The sequence below is a fragment of the Lacinutrix venerupis genome, from assembly GCF_003663945.1.
GTDB lineage: Bacteria > Bacteroidota > Bacteroidia > Flavobacteriales > Flavobacteriaceae > Lacinutrix > Lacinutrix venerupis.
Genome location: NZ_RCCH01000006.1, coordinates 146,887 through 170,712, shown reverse-complemented (window position 1 = coordinate 170,712; position 23,826 = coordinate 146,887). Strand labels below are relative to the sequence as shown.

22 protein-coding genes are annotated in these 23,826 nt (G+C 30.6%); 8 read left to right on the top strand and 14 right to left on the bottom strand.

The features are described from left to right. Nucleotides 1–6: 6 nt before the first annotated feature. Complete coding sequence (locus CLV86_RS10550) at nt 7–357, top strand: SdpI family protein (RefSeq protein ID WP_121052222.1); 351 nt, start codon at nt 7–9, stop codon at nt 355–357. 18 nt (nt 358–375) lie between these two features. Here CLV86_RS10550 and pafA read toward each other — a convergent pair whose 3' ends face one another. Then, nucleotides 376–2,037 (bottom strand): alkaline phosphatase PafA, encoded by a 1,662-nt coding sequence (gene pafA / locus CLV86_RS10545; RefSeq protein WP_121052220.1) that lies wholly within the window; start codon nt 2,035–2,037, stop codon nt 376–378. A 154-nt stretch (nt 2,038–2,191) separates the two neighbouring features. Between pafA and CLV86_RS10540 the strand changes: the two genes are divergently transcribed. Both CLV86_RS10540 and CLV86_RS10535 read left to right on the top strand, forming a co-directional pair. Beyond that, nucleotides 2,192–2,929 carry an MlaE family ABC transporter permease gene (locus tag CLV86_RS10540; protein WP_076732560.1) on the top strand — a complete coding sequence of 246 codons (738 nt, stop codon included), beginning with the start codon at nt 2,192–2,194 and terminating at the stop codon, nt 2,927–2,929. Continuing rightward, nucleotides 2,929–3,696, top strand: a complete 768-nt coding sequence (locus CLV86_RS10535) for an ABC transporter ATP-binding protein (RefSeq protein WP_076732557.1) — start codon at nt 2,929–2,931, stop codon at nt 3,694–3,696. Before CLV86_RS10540 ends, CLV86_RS10535 begins: the two co-directional genes overlap by 1 nt. Here the strand turns inward: CLV86_RS10535 and CLV86_RS10530 are convergent, their stop codons facing one another. Genes CLV86_RS10530 through CLV86_RS10520 form a run of 3 tightly spaced genes read right to left on the bottom strand, consistent with a single transcriptional unit; the run spans nt 3,697 to nt 6,899 of the window. Beyond that, nucleotides 3,697–5,223 (bottom strand): DUF389 domain-containing protein, encoded by a 1,527-nt coding sequence (locus CLV86_RS10530; protein ID WP_121052218.1) that lies wholly within the window; start codon nt 5,221–5,223, stop codon nt 3,697–3,699. It lies immediately after the preceding gene. Nucleotides 5,224–5,226: 3 nt separating this feature from the next. After that, a complete protein-coding gene (locus tag CLV86_RS10525) occupies nt 5,227–6,306 on the bottom strand; it encodes a mannose-1-phosphate guanylyltransferase (RefSeq protein WP_121052216.1) in 1,080 nt (359 codons plus the stop codon). Further along, nucleotides 6,303–6,899, bottom strand: coding sequence for a SprT-like domain-containing protein (locus tag CLV86_RS10520; RefSeq protein WP_121052214.1), 597 nt, complete (start codon nt 6,897–6,899; stop codon nt 6,303–6,305). Before CLV86_RS10520 ends, CLV86_RS10525 begins: the two co-directional genes overlap by 4 nt. Nucleotides 6,900–7,069: 170 nt before the next feature. Between CLV86_RS10520 and CLV86_RS10515 the strand changes: the two genes are divergently transcribed. After that, on the top strand, nt 7,070–7,423 hold the full coding sequence (locus tag CLV86_RS10515) for a DUF6567 family protein (protein ID WP_121052212.1): 354 nt from the start codon (nt 7,070–7,072) through the stop codon (nt 7,421–7,423). Nucleotides 7,424–7,628: 205 nt separating this feature from the next. On the opposite strand, the gene CLV86_RS10510 is transcribed toward CLV86_RS10515, so the two are convergent. Further along, nucleotides 7,629–8,570: an NAD-dependent epimerase/dehydratase family protein gene (locus CLV86_RS10510; RefSeq protein WP_121052210.1), complete on the bottom strand. Its 942-nt coding sequence runs from the start codon at nt 8,568–8,570 to the stop codon at nt 7,629–7,631. Between the two features lie 96 nt (nt 8,571–8,666). Between CLV86_RS10510 and CLV86_RS10505 the strand changes: the two genes are divergently transcribed. Genes CLV86_RS10505 through CLV86_RS10495 form a run of 3 tightly spaced genes read left to right on the top strand, consistent with a single transcriptional unit; the run spans nt 8,667 to nt 11,630 of the window. Further along, the gene (locus CLV86_RS10505; protein WP_121052208.1) at nt 8,667–9,380 is read left to right on the top strand and encodes a glycosyltransferase family 2 protein; all 714 of its coding nucleotides are present in this window, start codon (nt 8,667–8,669) and stop codon (nt 9,378–9,380) included. Beyond that, nucleotides 9,380–10,012, top strand: a complete 633-nt coding sequence (locus tag CLV86_RS10500) for a lipid-A-disaccharide synthase N-terminal domain-containing protein (protein WP_121052206.1) — start codon at nt 9,380–9,382, stop codon at nt 10,010–10,012. Before CLV86_RS10505 ends, CLV86_RS10500 begins: the two co-directional genes overlap by 1 nt. Continuing rightward, on the top strand, nt 9,996–11,630 hold the full coding sequence (locus CLV86_RS10495) for an ArnT family glycosyltransferase (RefSeq protein ID WP_121052205.1): 1,635 nt from the start codon (nt 9,996–9,998) through the stop codon (nt 11,628–11,630). Before CLV86_RS10500 ends, CLV86_RS10495 begins: the two co-directional genes overlap by 17 nt. 2 nt (nt 11,631–11,632) lie before the next feature. Here CLV86_RS10495 and CLV86_RS10490 read toward each other — a convergent pair whose 3' ends face one another. The 6 genes from CLV86_RS10490 to mnmA form a co-directional block, all read right to left on the bottom strand. Then, entirely contained in the window at nt 11,633–12,211 is a 579-nt protein-coding gene (locus CLV86_RS10490; RefSeq protein ID WP_121052203.1) for a phosphatase PAP2 family protein, read from the bottom strand. 72 nt (nt 12,212–12,283) lie between these two features. Further along, nucleotides 12,284–12,511: a hypothetical protein gene (locus tag CLV86_RS10485; RefSeq protein ID WP_076732530.1), complete on the bottom strand. Its 228-nt coding sequence runs from the start codon at nt 12,509–12,511 to the stop codon at nt 12,284–12,286. Between the two features lie 12 nt (nt 12,512–12,523). After that, nucleotides 12,524–13,915 carry an MATE family efflux transporter gene (locus tag CLV86_RS10480; protein WP_121052201.1) on the bottom strand — a complete coding sequence of 464 codons (1,392 nt, stop codon included), beginning with the start codon at nt 13,913–13,915 and terminating at the stop codon, nt 12,524–12,526. A 146-nt stretch (nt 13,916–14,061) separates the two neighbouring features. Continuing rightward, a complete protein-coding gene (locus CLV86_RS10475; protein WP_121052199.1) occupies nt 14,062–15,003 on the bottom strand; it encodes an NAD(P)H-dependent flavin oxidoreductase in 942 nt (313 codons plus the stop codon). A gap of 49 nt (nt 15,004–15,052) precedes the next feature. Beyond that, nucleotides 15,053–16,672: a S8 family serine peptidase gene (locus tag CLV86_RS10470; RefSeq protein ID WP_121052197.1), complete on the bottom strand. Its 1,620-nt coding sequence runs from the start codon at nt 16,670–16,672 to the stop codon at nt 15,053–15,055. A gap of 24 nt (nt 16,673–16,696) precedes the next feature. Further along, nucleotides 16,697–17,887, bottom strand: a complete 1,191-nt coding sequence (gene mnmA, locus CLV86_RS10465) for a tRNA 2-thiouridine(34) synthase MnmA (RefSeq protein ID WP_076732518.1) — start codon at nt 17,885–17,887, stop codon at nt 16,697–16,699. A gap of 228 nt (nt 17,888–18,115) precedes the next feature. Between mnmA and CLV86_RS10460 the strand changes: the two genes are divergently transcribed. Then, complete coding sequence (locus CLV86_RS10460) at nt 18,116–19,102, top strand: fasciclin domain-containing protein (RefSeq protein WP_121052195.1); 987 nt, start codon at nt 18,116–18,118, stop codon at nt 19,100–19,102. A 113-nt stretch (nt 19,103–19,215) separates the two neighbouring features. On the opposite strand, the gene CLV86_RS10455 is transcribed toward CLV86_RS10460, so the two are convergent. The 3 genes from CLV86_RS10455 to pyrG all read right to left on the bottom strand — a co-directional run bounded on the left by CLV86_RS10455 (nt 19,216) and on the right by pyrG (nt 23,697). Next, complete coding sequence (locus CLV86_RS10455; protein WP_121052193.1) at nt 19,216–19,917, bottom strand: toxin-antitoxin system YwqK family antitoxin; 702 nt, start codon at nt 19,915–19,917, stop codon at nt 19,216–19,218. A gap of 145 nt (nt 19,918–20,062) precedes the next feature. Further along, the gene (gene yidC, locus CLV86_RS10450) at nt 20,063–21,967 is read right to left on the bottom strand and encodes a membrane protein insertase YidC (protein ID WP_121052191.1); all 1,905 of its coding nucleotides are present in this window, start codon (nt 21,965–21,967) and stop codon (nt 20,063–20,065) included. A 113-nt stretch (nt 21,968–22,080) separates the two neighbouring features. Continuing rightward, nucleotides 22,081–23,697 (bottom strand): CTP synthase, encoded by a 1,617-nt coding sequence (gene pyrG, locus CLV86_RS10445; protein ID WP_076732508.1) that lies wholly within the window; start codon nt 23,695–23,697, stop codon nt 22,081–22,083. Nucleotides 23,698–23,826 lie beyond the last annotated feature (129 nt).

Below are 23,826 nucleotides of genomic sequence, written 5' to 3'. Positions count from 1 at the left end.
TATATTTTGGAACAACTAGAATATTTAATTAATCCACTTTCGCTTAGCGGCATTGTATTTATTATTTTAGGAATAATTATGTATAAATTTCCTCCTAAAAAAATAAATATGTTTTATGGATATAGAACAGATACTTCTATGAAAAACCAACAAACTTGGGATTTTGCACAAAAGTATTCTTCAAAAAAAATGGTTTTTTGTGGTTGTATAAAATTACTATTAGGTATAGCAATTATTGCATTTAATATATCAAATAAAAATACAATAATTATTAGCTTAATTATTATTGGAGGAAGCGTACTCTACATGCTTTTAAAAACTGAAAAAGCCTTAAAAAACAAGTTTAAAAAGTCGTAAATTATTTTACACCAAATATTAATCTATAACAAAATCTAAAACATTTCCTGTGGCTCCATTTGGGAAACTAATTCCTAATAGAGCAGAGATTGTAGGTGCTATATCTGTAATTTCTGTTTTAGTTAAGGTACTTCCTTTTTTAATTCCATTTCCATAAAAAAGTAAAGGAACGTGAGTATCGAAAGTAGAACCAGAACCATGAGTAGAACCTGTTTTACTGTAGCTTATCACAGCAGGATCTTTAACTAAAATTATATCTCCAGAACGTTTTTGGTGATATCCGTTTTGTAACAACGCTTCAATTCCACCAAAAAATGTAGAACTTTGCATGGTTTTAGCAGAATATGCTTTATCAATATGGTTGTAATTTATAACTTCGTTTACAATGGCATATTGTACATCTTCTAACTTTAAATTAAACTGTTTTAAACGAGCTTTATTTAAAAATATTTGATCGTTACTTATATTTTCTATTAAATCTGAAGCCGAAAATTCTTTTACTAAAAAGTTGTTTAATTTTGTTTTAAATTCATCTCTATTAAAGTAACCTGCAGGAATTTTTACACTTTGTAAATAAGCAGGAACCTCTACAGCTCCATGATCTGAAGTTAAAAATAAAGTATACTCTCCTACTCCAATTTTCTCATCTAATGCCTTAAATAAACGTGCTAAATCTTTATCTAAACGAATATAAGTATCTTCAATCTCTTTAGAGTTCACACCAAAGTTATGGCCAACATAATCTGTGCTCGAAAAACTAACCGTTAAAACATCTGTAATATTATCTTGCCCAAGTTGCTCTCCATCTATTGCTTTAATTGCAAAATCTGCTACAATACTATTGCCAAATGGTGTTGCCTTAATAATATCGAAACCACCATTTTTATCTTTTAATGTTGCTAAATCATAAGGAAAAGTAGCATTGTCTTTACCTTTAAAACCTGTTTCAAAAACATTTAAATCACTCCCACTTTCTGTATATGTATTAATATCGTATAGTGTATTCCATTCGCGTAAATAGCTTTCTGCGGTAGTAGTTGCATTAAAATCGTTTACCCATTGAGGCAGACTATTCATGTAGTAATTTGAAGTTATAAAATTCCCTTCATCTTTTCCTCTAAACCAATATGCAGCATTAGCAGAGTGACCTGCTGGTAAAATTGCACCTCTATCTTTAATAGAAATACCAATGGTTTTTCCTTTTAATTGTGTGTGAAGCCTGTTCTCGTCTGCAAAACTAGTAGTCTTCATTCTACGAGGAGACATTTTCTCTTGGTCTGTATCACTACCAACTGCTACAACTGTAGAATCTTCTGCACAATACACCATTTTTTTACTAAATTTATTGTACCAATTGTTAGCAATTATACCATGATTTTTTGGTGAAGTTCCTGTATAAATTGAAGCATGACCTGGACCTGTAAAGGTTGGCACATAGTTATAATGATTATTTTTACAATTAAAGCCATCGTTAATTAATCTTTTAAAACCATCATTTCCATATTTATTATAAAAACGTGTTAAATAATCGTAACGCATTTGGTCGACAACAACACCAACTACTAATTTAGGATTAGCGTTTAAAGTAACCTCTTCTTGAGGTTTAACTTGTATAACATTACTTTGCGCATTACAGTTAAATAGGAATACCGATAAAAATATAATTGATAAAAATCTCATTTTCTCTTATTTTATTTAAGATTTCAAAAATAAACTTTTTTAAATATCTTAACTTAAAATTATCGTTAAATACTTTACAGATTTTTATACATTAGCAATTAATACAATTCAAGTTATTACCTAGCACATAAAGTCTAATCGTTTTAATAATTTTATGCAGTATCTAAATAATATAGGAACATATTTTTTAATGATTATAGAGCTATTTCGTAAACCTACAAAATGGTCTGTAATGCGTCATCTTATTTTAAAAGATATAGATGATTTAATTATTGGTTCTTTAGGCATCGTATCTTTTATTGCTTTTTTTGTGGGAGGAGTTGTTACTATTCAAACAGCATTAAATATAGATAACCCGTTAATTCCAAAAACGCTTGTTGGTTTTGCCACTAGGCAATCTATTCTTTTAGAATTTGCGCCAACATTTATGTCTATTATTATGGCTGGTAAAGTAGGGTCTTTTATTACCTCTAGTATAGGAACCATGAGAGTTACAGAGCAAATTGATGCTTTAGAAGTTATGGGTATAAACTCTTTAAACTATTTAGTTTTCCCTAAACTTGTTGCCATGGCTTTTTATCCTTTTGTAATTTCTATTGCTATGTTTTTAGGTATTATAGGTGGTTTAACTGCTTGTGTTTACGGCGGATATTCTTCAGTAGATGATTTTATTACAGGAATACAACAAGACTTTCAACCTTTTCATATTGTTTATGCATTTATAAAAACGTTTTTATTTGCATTTGTTTTGGCCACAATACCATCTTACCATGGCTATTATATGAAAGGTGGCGCCTTAGAAGTAGGAGAAGCTAGTACAACCTCTTTTGTTTGGACCAGTGTTACTATTATTTTATTAAACTATTTAGCAACTCAATTATTATTAAGCTAATGATAGAAGTAAAAAATTTACACAAATCGTTTGGAGATGCTCATATTTTAAAGGGCATTAGCAATACTTTTGAACAAGGAAAAACCAACCTAATTATTGGGCAAAGTGGCTCAGGAAAATCGGTATTTTTAAAATGTTTATTAGGCTTATACGATTACGAAGAAGGAAGCATTGAATATAATGGAGAAGTTTTTGCTAATTTAAGTGAAGACAAAAAAAGAGATATGCGTGCCAAAATTGGAATGGTATTTCAAGGCAGTGCATTATTCGATTCTTTAACAATAGAAGAGAATGTTATGTTTCCATTACGCATGTTTACAAAGCTTAAAAAAGACGAAATGCGAGAACGTGCATCTATTGTTTTAAAACGTGTAAATCTTGAAGACGCCCATAAAAAAATGCCAAGTGAAGCTTCTGGAGGTATGCAAAAACGTGTTGCTATCGCGCGTGCAATTGTAAATAATCCGAAATATCTATTTTGTGATGAACCAAACTCTGGTTTAGATCCTAAAACAGCTATTGTTATAGATAATTTAATTCATGAAATTACAGAAGAGTACAATATTACTACTGTAATTAATACACACGATATGAATTCGGTTATGGAAATTGGCGATAGTATAATGTTTTTAAAAGATGGTTTAAAAGCTTGGGAAGGCAGCAAAAAAACCATTTTTAAAACAGATAATAAAATTGTTACAGACTTTGTTTACTCTTCAAACTTATTTAAAAAAGTACGTGAAGCTGTTTTAAAGGAACAAGGTTAATTAATTATGCTCTATATATACTGTATCTACTTTTATTTCCTTTTTTAACCATACACTTAAGGCTTTTTCATTTTTTCTAACTAAACTGTCACTTAAATTTTTATTCCATTTAACACGGGCTACTGGCATAGTATCTATTCTAATAAAATCTCTAGATTCTAACATAGTTGCATAACTAAAGAACTCTAAATCTTTAAATGTAATTTTAGCATCTTTAGCTAAAGTTGTAAAAGACACTGCTCCTTTTAAGTTATTTTTATTCTCTAATTCTAAATTAAGTGTATTAATATTATTTTGTAATTCTTCAATTTGCTTTTGTAAACCAGCAATAATATTATCTCTTCTATCTAAATCATCGTAAGCACGATCCAAAGATTCTGAAATTCTATCTATACTTCTAGATTTATTAGCGTTAATTACTAATTCAAAATCTTTAAGATTACCGTAATTATTTCCTTTTTTTAATTCATTTTTCAAATCTGAAATTGTAGCTTCTCCTATTTCGCCATTAAAAAACAAACTTATCTTTTTTGTTGCTATATCCATGTTTTCTCGCTGTAACCATAAATTATCATTAGCAACAATTTCATTTTTTATAAAATTATCGTAATCCATTTCATACTTACTTTGTTGTAGTACATTAATAAATGTATAAATAGCAGGAATCATAACCACAATAGCTACTAAAGAAGCAAATCTTGCAATACGCTTACGCTTTGCAGAATTTGCATATTTAAGCATAGGGAAACGTAGTATTTTTAGAACCAAAAATGTGGCAAGAGCAATAAATATAGTATTTATAGTAAATAAATACATTGCACCTCTAAAATATACCCAATTGCCTTTTGCTAAACCATATCCTGCAGTACAAAGTGGTGGCATTAATGCTGTAGCAATAGCTACACCAAATATTACCGAAGCTATTGTTCCTTTTTTTGTTCTTGCAATTATTAGTGCTAATCCACCAAAAAAAGCAATAAGAACATCTCTAATATCTGGACTTACACGACCTAAAAGCTCTGATGTATCTTCACTTAAAGGAAAGAAATAAAAGAACAAAAATGCGGTTAATAAACTTAAAACAATCATGGTTGCTAAGTTTATAAGTGATCGTTTTAACGTATCGATATCATTAATAGCAATCGCTAAACCAACACCTAAAATTGGGCCCATTAGTGGAGAAATTAACATGGCTCCAATAACTACTGCTGGTGAATTTGCATTTAAACCAATTGAGGCTACAAAAATAGAGCATATTAAAATCCATGCTGTTGCTCCTTTAAATGGAATATCGGCTTTTATTGCTGCTATTGTAGCATCTCTATCTGTATCGTGCCTAAAATCTAAAAGTTCTGTAAAGAATTTTTTTATACTCTCGTAAAAACTTTGCGCCTCTTTTTTTACTGTTTCCTTAGACTCTTTTACAGCTTCATCTTTTCTTGCCGCTTCGGCTTTTGCTGCTTCAATTTTAGCTTCCTCGTCTTTTTCAGACTCGTTAGTAAAGTTAAATTTATTTTCTTCACTCATAGTTTATCCTAAATGGTCTCCAAATTTGTTTTTTACATTTTGGAGTACTTTTTTAATATCTTGTTCTTTTGCTTTTGGAAAGATAAGCAAAACTTCGTCTTTATCTACAATAATATAATCTTGTAAACCATCAACAACTACAACTTTATTTGCTTTGGTTCTTATCATGTTACCTGTAGCATCTTCGGTTATTGTTCTTGCGTTAACAACGGCATTTGCGTTATCATCTTTTTCTAATTTATCGTATAGGCTTCCCCAAGTTCCAAGGTCGTTCCAATCGAAAGTTGCAGGAATTACATAGACATTTTTAGACTTTTCCATTATAGCATAATCTACCGAAATATTTTCGGCTTTGCCATAATTATCTTTTATAAAATTGTCTTCAAAATCTGTATTATATGTTGTAATTCCTTTTTCAAAAAGATTAAATAAATCTGGTTGATTATTTTTAAAAGCCTCTATAACACTTTTTACACTCCACATAAAGATACCTGCATTCCACAAAAAATTACCTTGAGAAATAAAACTTTTTGCGGTATCGTAATCTGGTTTTTCTCTAAACTGTGCTACTGGTTTTATATTACTGTCTGAAGTTTTATTATATTCTATATAACCATAGCCTGTATTAGGAAATGTTGGTGTTATACCTAATGTCATTAAAGCATTATTATTTTCACAAAAATTAAATGCTTGTTGTACATTGTTAGCAAATGCTCTTTCATCTTCAATCCAATGGTCACTTGGTGCCACAATCATTATTGCATCTTTATTTTCCTTTTGTATTTTTAATGATGCATATAAAATACAAGGTGCTGTATTACGCATTGCAGGTTCTAAAACTACTTGTCTTTTAGTAACGTCTGGAAGTTGCTGGAACACCAAATCGTTATAGCGTTCGTTTGTTAAAATAAAAATATTTTCTTTTGGTATTAAAGTAGCTAAACGATTAAATGTTTTTTGTATTAACGTCTCACCAGTTCCTAACATATCATGAAATTGTTTAGGAAAATCTTGTGTACTTACTGGCCAAAATCTTGAGCCTACTCCACCTGCCATTAATATGGCGTAATAATTTTTGTTCATCTTATTGGTTCTACTTCTGCATTTGGGTTAAATAAATATACTTTACCTGTTTTAAGCTCTGTACATTCATAGCGTTTTGTTCGTTTTTTACCTTTTTTAAAAATCTTATTATTTCTAAATATAAAGGTTTCACCCAAAGGTAATTCAAATATAAAGGTTTTATTATTTGGTTCGTCGAATTGCCTTAAACTTAAGGCGAGTTGCGTGTCTGTATCGCTAGATGCTTTGGGATTTTTAAAGTGCTTAGCCAATAATGGTAGTAAATCCAAAGGAAATATTTCTGGATTAATAAATGGCAACATTAAATGTTGAAACGTTCGCTTCCACTCTAAGCCATGAGGTTTTATATGTTTACCATATGTTTTATAAGTTTCGAAATGTGCAATTTCATGAATAAGTGTAATTAAAAATCTGTAGCTATTTAAATTCTCGTTTATAGTTATTTGGTGTTTACCGTTTGGCAATTTTCTATAATCTCCGTGTCTTGTTTTACGTTCTTTCTTTACTAAAACTACTAAATCGTCATGCTCTAAAAGTTTTAAAACTCTAGGTATAGCCTGACTTGGGACGTGGTTTTGTATTGTATTCTCCATTACCACAAAAATAGAATTTATTTTTGATAAAAATACGTAGTTCTACGTATAGGACTTTGTAGGAAAAAAGTTTTAGTTTTGGCAACTTAATTATCTAAACTAATTGAGGTCACAATAAAGCCCTCAAAAGACCTTAAAATATTTAGGGCATAACTAAACCTAACAAATTAATGAAAAAAATTATTTTAACACTTGCAGTAGTTGCAACTTTAACTTCTTGTAGATCGAGTATTTACAGCGGTACTTTTAACCAAGTAAACCAAACGCAAACAGTATTAAATAGTTCTAATTTTGAAGTTCTTGGTAGCTTTAAAGGAAGTGCTACCGAAAAAATTAAAACTGGTAATATTACCAACAGAGAAGGTATTATTTCTCAAGCAAAAACGAAAATGTTAGAAAATGCAAAGGCTGCTGGAGTAGAATTAACAGGAAGCAGAGCGTTAGTAAATGTAACTGTAGATTTTATTAAAACTAGTAAAAGAGTAAACGCAACTATTTCTGCTGAAATTATTGAGTTTAAATAAAATTATTACTTTTTTAAATAATCCCAAAGCAATATTACTGTTTTGGGATTATTTTTAAAATTTTATTAAATGAAGTGTGTTTGACTTTGTTAAAATTTTCTGCTAATTTCGTTTATCGTCAGATATAAAAAACATTGAAACGATTTTATATCAGTGAAACACGATAAACGAACTTTCAAAATACACGCTTTAATTCTGTTTAAAACTATAAAAAATTAGCTCTATACCACTCTACTTGAGCTTTAACACTCTCCAACAAAGTTGTTTTTGGGTTGTAGTTTAATAATTTTCGAGCTTTATCTATATTAGCTTTAGTACGTAATTGATCTCCAGCTCTAGCCTCTACATTATTAATTTTAATAGTTTTTCCTACTATATTTTCAACTGCACGAATACCATCTTGTGTTGTGTGCTCTACTTCGGTTCCAAGATTTATAATTTCGCCATTTACTTTAGCATCATTACCTATAACACTTGTAATACCATCTACAATATCGCCTACATAAGTAAAACTTCTTAGGTGTGTTGCACTACCATTATATAAAGGAAACTCGGTATTATTAAATGCACAAGCTATTAATTTAGTGTACATTTTTTCTGGGCGTTCACGTGGACCAATTACAGAATATAGTCTTAAAGAGCATGATTTAAATAGTTGTTCTCTACTTTTTTGAAGCACTAATTGCTCTGCTGCTAATTTAGTAACACCATAATAAGATGCTGGTTTAGGTACAATTGTTTCAGCAGAAGTTGCCTCTAAGCCATAAATAGAAGATGTACCTATGTTTACAAATAATTTTAAATCTGGTAGCGTTAAAGCATAATCTATTAAATTTTTTGTACCAATTACATTATTGCTTAAATAGTCTTCAAAACTCGATGTGCTTGATAAACCTGGCTGCGCTGCAAAATGAAAAATATAATTTATATCCTTTGGAAGCGCTTCTGCAAAAGCATTATCTCGCAAATCTTTTTTAATTATAGATATATTCTTTTTATTAAGCGCATTTTCATTTAAATGCTTTAGCTCTAAATTATAATATGCCGAAAAATTATCTAAACCTATTACTTCATGACCTAAACCTTTTAATCTCTCACAAGTGTGAGAGCCTATAAATCCTGCTGCTCCTGTTACTAATATCTTCATATTTCTAAATATACAAATACAAAGAAACATATTTTATTTCACACCTAATTTCTATTCTTAAAAAAACAATACATTTGCATTAAATTTTAATTATTAATGACTTATCAATTTACCATTGTTGTTCCTGTTTATAATGAAGAGGAAAATTTATTACGAGTAGAAAAAGAGCTCTTGGCATATACAAAAATTGCTACTAAAGCAACTAAAATTTTGTTTGTTAATGATGGTTCTAAAGATAAAAGCCAATCTATTATTGAAACTATTTGTAATAGAAACGATATGTTTTCATTTATTAAATTTAAAGAAAATAGAGGCTTAAGCGCAGCTATTAAAGCTGGTTTTGATTATACAGAAACTGAATTAGTAGGTTATATAGATAGCGATTTACAAACGGCTCCAGAAGATTTTAATTTACTTTTAAAACATATTGGCGAGAATGATTTAGTTACAGGTGTTCGTGCTAATAGAAAAGATAGCTTTGTAAAAAATATGTCGTCTAAAATTGCAAATGGTATTAGAAGAAGTTTTACACACGATGGTATGGACGATACTGGCTGTCCGTTAAAAGTAATTAAAACCGATTTTGCAAAACGTATTCCAATGTTTAAAGGTTTACATCGTTTTTTACCTGCCATGGTTTTATTACAAAACGGAAAAATAAAACAAGTTCCTGTACAGCATTTTCCTCGTGTTGCTGGTGAAGCAAAATTTGGTGTTTGGAATAGATTAATAGGACCTTTAATGGATTGTTTTGCCTATTTATGGATGAAGAAAAAGCATATAAATTATCAAGTTTCTAAACAAGGTTAATGAGCGACTGGATTATATATAGCATTGGGTTTTTGGCTCAAATTTTATTTTCCTCGCGGTTAATTATACAATGGATTACAAGTGAAAAAACAAAACGTGTAGTTACACCAACATTGTTTTGGACATTAAGCTTAATTGCCTCCTTTCTATTATTTATTTATGGATATTTAAGAGATGATTTTGCAATTATGCTTGGACAAACACTTACCTATTTTATTTACATTAGAAATTTACAACTACAAAATCAATGGAAAAAAATACCAGTAATTTTACGATACATATTACTGTTCATGCCACTATTTGTAGGTATATTTTATTTTAATAACAATAGAATAGATGTAAATATTTTCTTTAAAAATGAAGATATTCCTTTTTGGTTATTAGCTTTAGGTATTGTATCTCAAATTATTTTTACTTTACGTTTTGTATACCAATGGTTATATTCTGAAAAACATAAAAACTCTACATTACCTTTTGGTTTTTGGGCATTAAGTTTAATAGGCTCTTTACTTATTTTAACTTACGCCATTTTTAGAAAAGATCCTGTACTTTTTGTGGGCCATATTTTAGGAACAGTAATCTACATTAGAAATTTAATTCTTTTAAAAAATCAAGATGCCAAAATCGCTTAAAATCTATCCGGTTCTTACTATTTGTTTATTTGTAGCAATTATGTTATTGCCAAATTTAGAAGTATTACAAGTATCGATTATGGAAGCGAGAAATTTTATTACTGCTCGCGAGATGCTAAATAACGACCATTGGCTTTTAACCACAATGAATAATGTTGCACGTTACCAAAAACCTCCTTTACCAGCATGGTTTTCGGCCTTTAGTAGTATTGTTTTTGGTACAAAAAGCCTTTTTGCAATGCGACTTCCTGCGGTATTAATGGTTATGCTTGCTGGTAGTTTTACGTATTATTTATCGCGAACTATTTTAAAAGGAAAAACACATAGTATAATTAATGCGCTTATTCTGTTAACCTCTTTTTATGTTATTGGAATTACATTTGAGGCGCCATCAGATATTTTTACACATGCTTTTATGCTTGTTGCTATTTATTATTTTTTTAAAATTTTTAAAACCGAAAACTATACATGGAAACATGCCATTAAAGCTGGCTTATTTTTAGGATTGTCGATACTGGCAAAAGGTCCTATTTCTATTTACGCTTTATTTTTACCGTTTTTAGTTGCTTATGGCTTTAGTTTTAAGTATAAAAATTTAGCAAAAAAAACACCATATCTTATAGGCTCCATTATACTAGGAATTGCCATTGGAGGCTCTTGGTATTTGTATGTAAAATTGCAGGATACAACAACATTAAATGCTATTGCAAGTAAAGAAACCAGTACTTGGGGAAACTATAATATTAGACCATTTTACTATTATTGGAGCTTTTTTACACAAAGCGGCATTTGGACTGTTCCTGCCTTTATCTCTCTACTCTATCCGTATTTAAAAAAGCGTGTTAGCCATTTTAAAGCATACAAGTTTAGCTTAATATGGACTTTAGTTGCTGTAGTTTTATTATCTGCAGTGCCTATGAAAAAGTCACGATATTTAATGCCTGTTTTAATTCCTTTAGCATTTAATATTGGATTTTATATTGAATATTTAATAAGAAAATTTAAGGTTTTAAAAGACAAGCGCGAAACCTTTCCTGTTTATTTTAATTTTGGTTTAATTGGTATTATAGGCATTGCTTTTCCAATAGTTATGTGGCTTCTTTTTAAAGAGCAGTTACAAAACCATATGTTTAAATTTATAATAGCTTCAATTGTATTATTTGCAATTGGAATATTAATTTTTATGCAGTTAAAAGCTAAAGAAATTAAAAATGTATTTTTATTAACTGTTCTGTTTTTTGCTTCAGCATTTATTGTGGTTTTACCTTTAACAGAAGCTTTTAAGAATGAAAATTACAAAAGCCTTTCTACTTTAAATAAAGAAAACCAAATGCGTAATATTAATTTATATGCTTTAGATTATGTTGCTCCAGAGTTTATTTGGGACTATGGTGATATAATTCCAGAAATTAAAATAGAAAATAATAATTACACCTTTCCTTTAGATAATTCTTTTGGTCTTTTAGTAAACACTATGACTCCAGAAATTGAAACTAAACTAAGTTTAAATTACAACATAAAAGAAATAGGAACTTATAATTTAAATCGATTTGGAAGCGCTTCAAACCAAGATAATTGGCGTTTAAAAAGTGTATTCTATATACTTACTCGTAAATAAAATTATACTTTATTATAAATAAAACGCTGCTGAAGATATTTATCTAATCTATAAAATGCGTAACCAGATAAACCACCAAATACAAAACCACTTAATACATCTAGTGGGAAATGTACACCAATGTATATACGGCTGTAACCCATAAACAATGCCCAAATAAGCATAAAATAGATTAAATATTTATACTTATCTTTTAACAACATTCCTGTAAATATAGCTACTGCCATAGCATTGCTTGCATGTCCGGAAAAATAACCAAATTGTCCGCCACAATAAGATTTAACTAAACGCATACTATCTATTAATTTAGCATTATGGCACGGTCTTAATCTGCCAACGCCAGATTTAAATAAATTTGCAACTTGATCTGTAAACGTAATCATAAACACAATAACAATTAATGTAAGTATAAACATTTTACTGTTTAATCTTCTATACATTAAATACACTAAAAGAGCATAAAAAGGAATCCAGTGAAATTTAGCGGTATAAGCCATCCAAAAAGCATCCCAATATACATTACCTAAACTGTTTAGGTATAAAAATAGTTCGTGATCTAATTCTACTAATTGTTCTAACATTTGTTATTTGTTCTATTAAGCTGAAGAGATTGCAGTATAGTTTCTTCGTTTTATTTAAGCAATACCGTTATTTTATTCTTCGTAACGCGCTACTTCTCTATCGTAAAAAGCGGTTGCTTCTTTAATCATGTTTTCGGTTTCCATTTCCAATTCCTTTTGGTCATGCTGGTCGAAATCTTCTAACCACTCGACTTCATCATCTTCAAGATTAATAATAAACATAGGGAATTCTGTGTGGATTACAAAAATTGCGTTGGGAAAATCGGTATTATCGCCTAATATAAATTTTGGAAGTGTCATTATAGTTTGTCTTTATTTATTTGTTATTAGTCTGTTAGACAAAATTAGTTTTTTTGTAAGATAGTTAAATCTTAAATACAATAAAATTGAAGCAGTTGTTAAACCTGCTAATAAGCCTAACCATATACCAAAACTTGCATAAGCCTCTTCTTTACCTAAAAACCAACTAATAGGAAAACCTACTAGCCAATAAGAAATAAATGTTATTATGGTTGGTATTTTTACGTCTTGTAAACCTCTTAAAGCTCCCAAAACAACAACTTGAATACTGTCACTTATTTGAAAAACTGCTGCTGCTAATAATAATTGTGACGCTATAGATACAACTTCCATATTGTCATTAAAGTTAACGGCATCATCAAAATCTACATAAATTCTTGGTAAATAATCGTGAAACAAGGCAAATATTAATGCAAAACCAACGGCAAAAAGAGTTCCTAAAAGAAATAATGAAAAAGCAATACGGCGTAACTCGTGATATTTTTTTAATCCTTTTTGATTTCCAACTCTAATCATTGAGGCTACACTTAATCCCATTGCAACCATAAACGTCATAGAACTTAGGTTTAAAGCTATTTGGTTTGCTGCTTGAGGATTTTTACCTAACAAGCCACTTAACCAAATAGCTGCAGTAAAAATAGCTACTTCAAAAAACATTTGCATAGCACTTGGTGTACCTAAACTTATTATTTTTTTAAGCATTAATTTATCTAAAACAAATAGTTTTATATTGGTTACAAAATCCTTTGATTTGTCTTTTTTCTTAAGCAAATACCATAAATACCATAACATAATAAATCTTGATGCTAAAGTACCATAAGCTGCACCTACAATACCTAACTCTGGAAAACCAAATTTTCCAAAAATAAATAAATAGTTAAGTACCACATTTACAACATTACCAATAATGGTTGCATACATAGGATACTTGGTCATAGACAAGCCATCACTAAATTGCTTAAAAGCTTGAAAAATAATTAATGGAATTAAAGAAAATGCAACCAAATCTAAATATGGTAATGCTAATTCTACAACCTCAACAGGCTGTTTCATTAAATACATTAATGGTTTTGCAAAAAATACAAGTAGAAATAATAAAATACCTAAAACCGAACATAAAAAGATACCATGTTTTAATGCTGATTTTCCTCCTGCAAAATCCTTTGCTGAATCTGCTTCTGCAACTAATGGTGTAATAGCTGTGCTAAAGCCAATTCCTAAAGACATAGCAATAAACATAAAACTGTTTCCAAGGGACACCGCAGCTAATTCTGCAGTACCCAATTGCCCAACCATAATATTATCTATAAAGCTTACAAAGGTATGGCCAAGCATACCCAACATTACTGGTGCGGCCAGCTGCCAGTTGTATTTAAATTCTTTAGTGTAGTTGCTTAAAACCATTTGGCAAAAGTACTGCTTAGGTTTTGGTTTTTGAAGATAATTTTAAAAAGATTAACTTGATGTTTCTACCAAATAAAATCGCTTAGGCATATTATAAATTAAGAAAATATTAATAACACAATAATAAACGTGTATTTACATAATAACTAAAGTGCCACAACATTTGTTTTTGCTTCCTCAAATTCAGTAACCATTTCTTCCACAATTGTTGCAACCGGTTTTATATCGTGTATTAATCCTGCAATTTGTCCAATTTCTAATTCTCCGTCTTCAAGATCACCTTCAAACATGCCTCGTTTAGCTCGAGCTCTACCTAATAATTCTTTAAGTTGTTCTGGTGCAGGCGCTGTTTTATAAAGTTCTTGTAAATCGTTATAAAACTTATTTTTTACTAAACGTACAGGTGCTAATTCTTTTAAAGTTAATTGTGTATCTCCTTCCTTTGCATCTACCACAACTTGTTTAAAAGCCCTATGCGCACTAGACTCTTCACTAGCCACAAAACGACTTCCTACCTGCACAGCGTCTGCTCCTAAAACCATACAAGCTAGCATAGCTCTTCCTGTAGCTATACCTCCAGCCGCTATTAAAGGAATTTGTAATTGCTCACGTACCATTGGTATTAATGTTAAGGTTGTAGTTTCGTCTCGACCATTATGACCTCCTGCTTCAAAACCTTCGGCAACAATAGCATCTACTCCAGCCTCTTGAGCCTTTAAAGCAAACTTTACACTACTTACAACATGTACTACTGTAATACCTTTGTCTTGTAACCATTTAGTCCAAGTTTTTGGGTTTCCTGCAGAAGTAAATACAATTTTTACGCCTTCCTCTACAATAATATCCATAATCTCTGTAATATTAGGATATAGCATTGGCACGTTTACACCAAAAGGTTTGTTTGTAGCTTTTTTGCATTTTTGAATATGCTCTCGTAACACATCTGGGTACATACTTCCTGCTCCAATTAAACCAAGAATTCCTGCATTACTTGAAGCTGATGCTAATTTCCATCCTGAGTTCCAAATCATTCCAGCTTGAATAATTGGATATTTTATATTGAATAGCGTAGTTATTTTATTTTTCAATGGAATAGTTTTGTTTTTTTAATTTCTAGATTTTTTTTAATCGAACACACTAATTAACAACTAACTTTAATGTTTTAGCTAAACCTGCAGCTTCAACTTTTAAAAGGTAAACTCCTTTAGAAAAAGAACTCACATTAACTTTGTTGTTAGTTTGAGAAATAGCACTTTCTAATACTTTTTTCCCTATAACATCATACAAAGTTATTTGTCCTGTTTCGTAGGCGGTTGGTAATTTTATAAATAAGTTATTTTTAACAGGATTTGGATACACTATTAAATCTGTAGTTGTTTCTGGAAAATCTTGCACGGATAATCCTTGAGCTAAAGCCAACGATAAATCTGGAATACCATAACCTAAAAAATAATCTGGATTGTTATATTGTGATGCTGTTTCTCGAACCAATTGCATAATTTCGGCATTAGTAAAATCTGGTAATGCCTGCCATAAACAAACTATACCGCCTGCCATAATTGGTGAACTAAAAGAAGTGCCATTTGCTGTTGATATTGCACCACTTTGACTAATAACATAACTCCCTTGTCCTTGCGCGGCAACATCTGGTTTTTGTGTTAACTGTATAGCACTACCTTGCGAACTAAAGCTTGCATAATTCTCATTACTATCTACAGCTGCAATAGTAAAACTTCCTGGTGCATCACCTGGAGCACTTACTCCATTTGCTCCCGAATTTCCTGCAGAAGTAACCATAAGCATACCTTTTTCGAAAGCAATATTCGCTCCTTTAGAAATATATGTTGTTAAACCATCTAAATCGGCATCGGTATGAGAGTAGTTAGTATTATCATAGTCTTTATAACCTAACGATGTATTTACAACATCTACACCTAAGCTATCTGCACGTTCTACTGCTTCTACCCAATAACTTTCTTCAACAGGATTTTCATTTGGTGCATGTTCTGTAATGAACAAATAATACTCAGCATCTGGTGCTGTACCTACAAAATCATTTTCTATATAACCTACCATATCACTAAGCACTAAAGTACCGTGATTACTGGATGTATTATTATAGACATCTATATCTCTATTTACAAAATCGTAAGTCCCTAAAATATGAGAAGAATCTCTTACACGCTGAAATCCAGCAATAACATCTACTCCTGGAAATCCTGAATCTATTACAGCAACTGTCATTCCTGTTCCTGTATAATCTGAAATATGTAATTGATCTCCATTAAACATTTGAATTTGGTTTAATGCGTTTCCATAATCAAAAATAACTTGTGCGTTTTCCGTTTTAAAACTTGAAGCTGGTGAACTTGTATTAGTATTTTCTGTTCTAGCGTTTAAACTATCGTCTGCAAAAATAATTTCATCTACAAAAGCTAAATTTTCTAAAGCATTAATATCTGTTTCTAATCCTCGAACATGAACAGCATTAAACCATTTAGATTTAGCTAACACCGTAATTCCTGTTTGAGTTTTTAATTGTGAAATGTAATTTTCGTTTACTGGCACATCTCGTTCATCTATAGGAATATTATGTGCCGCTTTTCTATCAATTGCTTTTTGAGTAAGTATAGAAATTGGGTTTGCTATAGAAGTTTGAACATTTTCTTTATCTAATAAATATACCCATGCATCTTCTTGGGCTAAACTATTTAGTTGAAATAATAAAAAAACAAAACATATAATATTTCTAAACATAACAGAAAGTTTATTTACTGCAAGTTAAGAAATTACACCTGAACCAACTAATTCGTCTTCTAAATACCAAGCTACAAATTGACCTTCGGTAATTGCAGATTGTAAATTTTCAAATTCCACATACATTCCAGACTCTACCTTATGCAATATGGCATTTTCTAAAGGTTGTCTATACCTAATTCGTGCTAAAACTTTTAATGTTTCGTCGGTTTTTAACATTAAATCTGGTCTTATCCAATGTAACTCTTCGTTAGAAACATATAATGCTTTTTTATAAAGACCAGGATGGCCTTTACCTTGTCCTGTATATATTACATTCTCTTTTACATCTGTATCTATAACAAATAAAGGCTCAACTTTTCCGCCAACAGAAAGGCCTTTACGTTGTCCTTTTGTAAAATAATGTGCTCCTTGATGCTTTCCAACTATTTCGCCATCTGAAATGGAATACTCTGCTTTTCTGCTTAAATATTGAAGTTCTTCGGTTTTAGATTTAAAAGAGGTTTGAGTTGTTTTGTAATGAAAATTATCTTTAGGAATTTCTACTATAACACCATCTTTTGGTTTTAATTGTTGTTGAAGGAAATCTGGCAATCTTACTTTGCCTATAAAACAAAGACCTTGTGAATCTTTTTTGTCTGCTGTAATTAAATCGGCTTGTTTAGCAATTTCACGTACTTCACTTTTTTGTAACTCTCCAATTGGAAATAATGCTTTTGCTAATTGATCTTGAGATAATTGGCACAAAAAATAAGATTGATCTTTATTATTATCTTTTCCAGAAAGTAATTGATATACCTGCTCTCCGTTATTCTCTATGGTTCCTTTTCTGCAATAATGTCCAGTAGCAACGTAATCTGCTCCAAGATCTAAAGCTATTTTCATAAAAACATCGAATTTTATTTCTCTGTTACATAATACGTCTGGGTTTGGTGTACGTCCTTTTTCGTATTCGTTAAACATGTAATCTACAATGCGCTCTTTATATTGCTCACTTAAGTCTACCGTTTGAAACGGAATACCTAATTTTTCGGCAACAAGCATTGCATCATTACTATCGTCTAGCCATGGACACTCATCTGAAATGGTTACAGAATCGTCATGCCAGTTTTTCATAAAAAGACCTATAACCTCATAACCTTGCTCCTTTAACAAATAAGCTGCAACACTAGAATCTACACCACCTGAAAGTCCTACAATTACTCTTTTTTTCATATTATTTTTTCTGCAAAAGCAGTGATATTATTTATAACATTTAGGCATTAATTTACCGTTTGCAAAGATACAAGATTTTAATTTTTTATTACTTATAATAAAAATTTTCAAAGCATGACTTTATTTTTGTTTAATCTTTTCAAAAATACATTTAACAAATATTTTACATATTTTGTTTAATGTTTTTATATTTTTGATAAACAAAACAATAAATAAAATATAATTATTATGAAAAATCTAAAGAAAATCTCTCTTGCTTTATTAGCAATTACATTATTTTGGTCTTGTAGTGATGATGATGACGCGACATCTACAGTACCTGTAACACAACCATTAAACATTGTAGAAATTGCACAAGCTACACCAAGCCTAAGTGTTTTAGTTGATGCAGTTATACAAGCCGGATTAGTTGATGCTTTATCTGTAGAAGGAGAAAGAACTGTTTTTGCTCCAACAAATGCCGCATTTACGTCTTTTTTACAAGCTAAAGGTTTTTCTTCTTTATCTGAAGTGCCTAACGATGTACTTACACAAATATTATTAAACCACGTTATTGCGGATTCCAATATAACATCTACTGCATTAGCAAATTCTACAGGCTATGCAACTACTATGGCTAGCGGACCAAATAACAGCAATTTAAGTATATTTTATAATGGTAATTCTGGAGTACAATTAAATGGAGTTGCATCTGTTACCACTGCAGATGTTACTACTACTAACGGTATTGTACATATTGTAGACGAAGTTATAGACTTACCAACTGTAACTACTTTTGCCGTAGCAGACCCGAATTTTGATACGCTTCAAGAAGCTTTAACAACATTAACGCCACAAACAGATTTTGCTAGCATTCTTGCAAGAACTGAAAATAATGCAGATAATATTAATCCAGATTTTACTGTTTTTGCTCCTACAAACGATGCTTTTAGCGATATAACAATTCCTACAGACGAAACAGTGTTAACAAATATTTTATTACACCATGTAATTTCTGGTGCCAATGTAAGATCTACAGATTTAACACCTAATGGAGATACAACAGCTCCTAGTCTTGAAGGAGATAATATTACTGTTACACTTCCTGGAACAGGAAGTAATATTGCAGATGTAACAGATGGATCTGGAAATACAGATATTGGTATTATTGCAGTAGATGTTCAAGCAACTAATGGTGTAATACATGCCGTGAACAAAGTATTATTACCTATGTAAAAGATATAGTATTTTAATATGAGGCATAAAAAAAATCGTTAGATAGATTAATAGCAAGAGTTCTTAATATTAAAATCAAAAGCGCTTAGATAATTATCTAAGCGCTTATTTTTTTACTTTTTCTTATATGGATTTTTACTACGTCTTGTAAAATCTTGCTCTTTTATAAGTGTACCTTTTTTATAGAATTTCCAAATGCCGTGTCGTCTATCTTTTTGGTAGACACCTTCTTGTTCTATATTTCCCTTTGTATCGTATATTTTTGCAGGCCCATGTAATTCTCCATTTTTATAATTAAAAACTTTTAAAAGTTTTCCCGACTCTGAGTACCATTTGGATTCTCCATCTACAATCCCAGAATTATAATTTTCTTGTTTTGCTAATTGACCACTTAAATAATACGTTTTCTTTAAACCTTCTAGTTTACCTTTAGCATCGTAAAACTCCTCCGTCATGACGACTTTAGATCTGTTGTGGTAATAAATCCATTTTCCTACAAAGGTTTTGCCTCTCATTTTTCCTTCGCTTATTAAATGCTTGGTAGATGAGAAAAATTTTACATCGGCTAAATCACTTGTTTCACTAAATGTTCTAGTTGCAGTTAAAACAGGTTGGTTTTCAATATTTTTATAAAACTTAAATGTTCCAACTTCTTTACCGTGGTTAAATTTACCTTCATAGCGCAATACTTTTGTACCTTCAAAGTTTTTTTTCCAAACACCATGACGATTACCATCTGCATCCATTTGATTAATATTTTGTGCAGATAAGGTAAATGAGACTAATGCTAATATTAGCAACAAAATTCTATTCATTTTTATATTTTATTTTTTTTGCATCCTTTTAAATAAAGGAGTAAATATACTTACGGTTAACGTATTTTTCTTTTTCTAATTGTATAAAACAAAAAAGCTGCCAAACTTAATATTGTATGGCAGCTTTTATAAAAATTTAATAATATTATTTTTTATTACGTTTTTGAGCTTGTTTTTGCTGCTCTGCCTGTTCCATCATTTCTTTCATTTTTTTCTGGAATTTACTTTCTTTTTTAGGCTTTGCTTTTTGCTCTTGAATTTTAGCATGAATTTTATCTTCATCTAAAATAAAGTTTTTGATAACTATTAATATACCAATACTAATTAAGTTAGATATAAAATAATATAAACTTAATCCTGACGCATATTTATTAAAGAATACCATCATCATTATTGGTGCAAAATAAATCATGTACTTCATCATTTTTGCCATATCTGGCATACCTTCTTGTTGTGGTGCAGACATTTGTTGTTGTCCTGTTGTCATTTTCATATAAAAGAAAATTGCAATAGCTGCTAAGATTGGGAATAAACTTATGTGATCTCCGTAAATAGGAATATCGAAAGGTAATTTTGCAATAATATCGTAAGATGATAAATCGTCTGCCCAAAGAAACTTTTTCTGTCTTAAAGCAAAAGCTGTTGGAAAAAACATAAATAAAGCATAGAAAACTGGCATTTGTATTAATGCTGGTAAACATCCCGCCATTGGGCTTGCACCTGCTTTATTTTGTAGCGCCATAGTTTCTTGTTGCGCTTTCATTTTATTGTTTTTATGCTTTTCGCGAATAGCATCTAATTCTGGCTTAAGAATTTTCATTTTCATTTGCGATAAATATTGCTTGTATTGTACAAAAGACATCGCTAATTTAATAAGCACCGTCATTACAATAATTGCAATACCAAATGGTAAAAACGAGCTTAAAAAGCCAAATAACGGTATAAATAAATATTCGTTAATCCAGCCAAAAAGTCCCCAACCAAGAGGAATACTTTCTTCTAAGTTTTTATCGTAAGGTTTTAAAACTGTACTGTCTGTTGGGCCGTAAAAAAGACCAAAGTTTTGGTTTAATTCATTTCCTTGTAACGCTAAGGTTGTTTTTGCACCAAATGTTTTTGTAAATAAAGTATCTATTGTCTCTTCTTCTACTAAGTCTTTAGAAGTTAACATTACAGATTTTAATGGCTTATCGGCCACTAAAATAGAACTAAAGAAATGTTGTCTAAACGATAACCAATCTAAGTCTTCTACCGTTTCTTCATCTTCACCAGATTGCGATAGTTTGTCTATATTACCTCCATCATGCTGGTAAGTTAAACGTGTATAACGGTTTTCGTAACTTATACTTTGATCGTGACGTTTACTTGTTTGTTCCCAATTTAAATTAATGTCTTGAGATCCATTGATTACATTACTTAATCCTTGAGATTTAATTGTGAAATCTATCATGTAATCGTTAGGTTTGATTACATACAAGTATTCTAAAAACTTAGTTTCAGACACTTTTAATTTCATAGAAACTAAAGTGTTTTCTCCGTTTTTAGTTACATTAGATTGAAACGGTAAATCTTTAGTATTTAATATTCGGCTATCTGTTGTTCCAAAATTAATGTTGAAACTTGCATTATTATCTTTTACTAAATAAATTGGAATAGAATCGAAATCTACAAACTTATTAAGCTTTACTTCAGATAAATGTCCACCTCTTTTAGAGAATGTTAAATCTAAAACACCATTATCTACAGATACATCTTCAGAATTTAATCCGGCTCCGTATGCAAATGCTCCAAATTTATTTTGGTTTGCTATTTGTTGTAATGAATCTCCTAATGTTTCGTTAGAGAAATCGTCTGCTGTTGTTACTTTAGTATTATCGTTAGCGGCAGCTTCTTTTGCTTTTTTATCTGCTTCAATTTGCTCTTGTTTTGCTTTTTCTTCAGCAGCAATTTCTTCTGGTGATGGCTGGTTTTGCCACATCATGAATAATAAAATACCAAATATAAGTACAAAACCTATAATCGATTTTACATCTAATTTTTTTTCTTCCATATTACTTAAGCTATCTCAAAATAGTTGAGATATAATCTAGTTAGTTTTTTAAAAAGTATATTTTGGACTCTTCAAAAAGTAATCCGTTATTTAATTTATGCCAAACTGACACTTTATTTATTTGTTTTATGCTTTAAGGCTGCTGCTACAAAAGCCACAAAAAGTGGATGTGGATTTGCAACTGTACTTTTATACTCTGGATGGTATTGTACACCAACAAACCAAGGATGACTAGGAATCTCTACAATTTCTACAAGACCTGTTTCAGGATTTAAACCTGTAGCAATCATGCCTTTAGCTTCTATTTGAGATTTATAGTCACTGTTAAACTCATAACGGTGTCTGTGACGTTCTTTTATAACATCTGTATTGTATAGTTTTCCTACAATACTGTCTTCTTTTAATTTACAATCCCAAGCTCCTAAACGCATAGTCCCACCTTTGTCTGTAATGTTTTTTTGCTCTTCCATTAAATTAATAACAGGATTAGGTGTTTGCTCATCCATTTCTGTAGAATTTGCGTCTTTTAAACCTAATACATTTCTAGCAAACTCAATAACTGCCATTTGCATACCCAAACAAATACCTAAAAACGGAATATTATTTTCTCTTACATACCTAACGGCATCTATTTTACCTTCAATACCACGCTCTCCAAATCCTGGTGCTACTAAAACACCGTCTAAATGAGATAACATGGCTTTTGCATTCTCACCATTTAAATATTCAGAATGTACAGATTCTATAGTAACATTTACTTCTTTTTCTGCACCTGCATGAATAAAGGCTTCTAATATTGATTTGTATGAATCCTGAAGTTCTACATATTTACCAATTAAACCAATGGTAACTTCAGATTTTGGATTTTTATGTCTTTTTAAAAATTCATTCCATTGTGTTAAATCTGGAGTATGGCTTTCTAAACCTAATTTTCTTAAAACAACAGTATCTAACCCTTCTTCTAGCATTAAATTTGGCACATCGTAAATTGTAGATGCATCTATAGATTGCATTACAGAATCTGGTGTTACATTACAAAAACGTGCTAATTTATGGCGAATATCTTGAGACAATTCATGCTCTGTTCTACATACTAAAATATCTGCCTGCACACCACTTTCCATTAGTGTTTTTACACTATGCTGTGTTGGCTTTGTTTTTAATTCTCCTGCAGCAGCTAAATATGGAATTAAGGTTAAATGGATAGATAAAGTATTATTTTCTCCTAATTCCCATTTTAATTGTCTTACACTTTCTACGTAAGGTAAAGACTCGATATCACCAACGGTTCCTCCAAGCTCTGTAATAACAATATCGTAATCTCCAGAACGTCCTAAAAGTTGAATTCTGCGTTTAATTTCGTCTGTTATATGTGGTATTACTTGTACAGTTTTACCTAAAAATTCACCTCTACGTTCTTTATCTATTACACTTTGATATATACGACCTGTTGTAACATTATTAGCCTGGCTTGTAGGTACATTTAAAAAACGCTCGTAGTGACCAAGATCTAAATCTGTTTCTGCACCATCATCTGTAACATAGCATTCGCCATGCTCGTATGGATTAAGTGTACCAGGATCTATATTAATGTATGGATCTAATTTTTGAATTGTGGTTCTATAACCTTGTGCCTGAAGAAGCTTTGCTAAAGATGCTGCTATAATACCCTTTCCAAGTGAAGAAGTTACTCCTCCGGTTACAAATATGTATTTTGTTGAATTTGCCATAGTGCGTTGTTAAACGCGAGCAAATTTACGATATTTTATGAGAATGTTTAAGGTTTAAACTTTTATTTTAGAATGAATTTATTCTTAAATGTTAACCATTTTTATTCTAAAACATTAAGTACATAAACA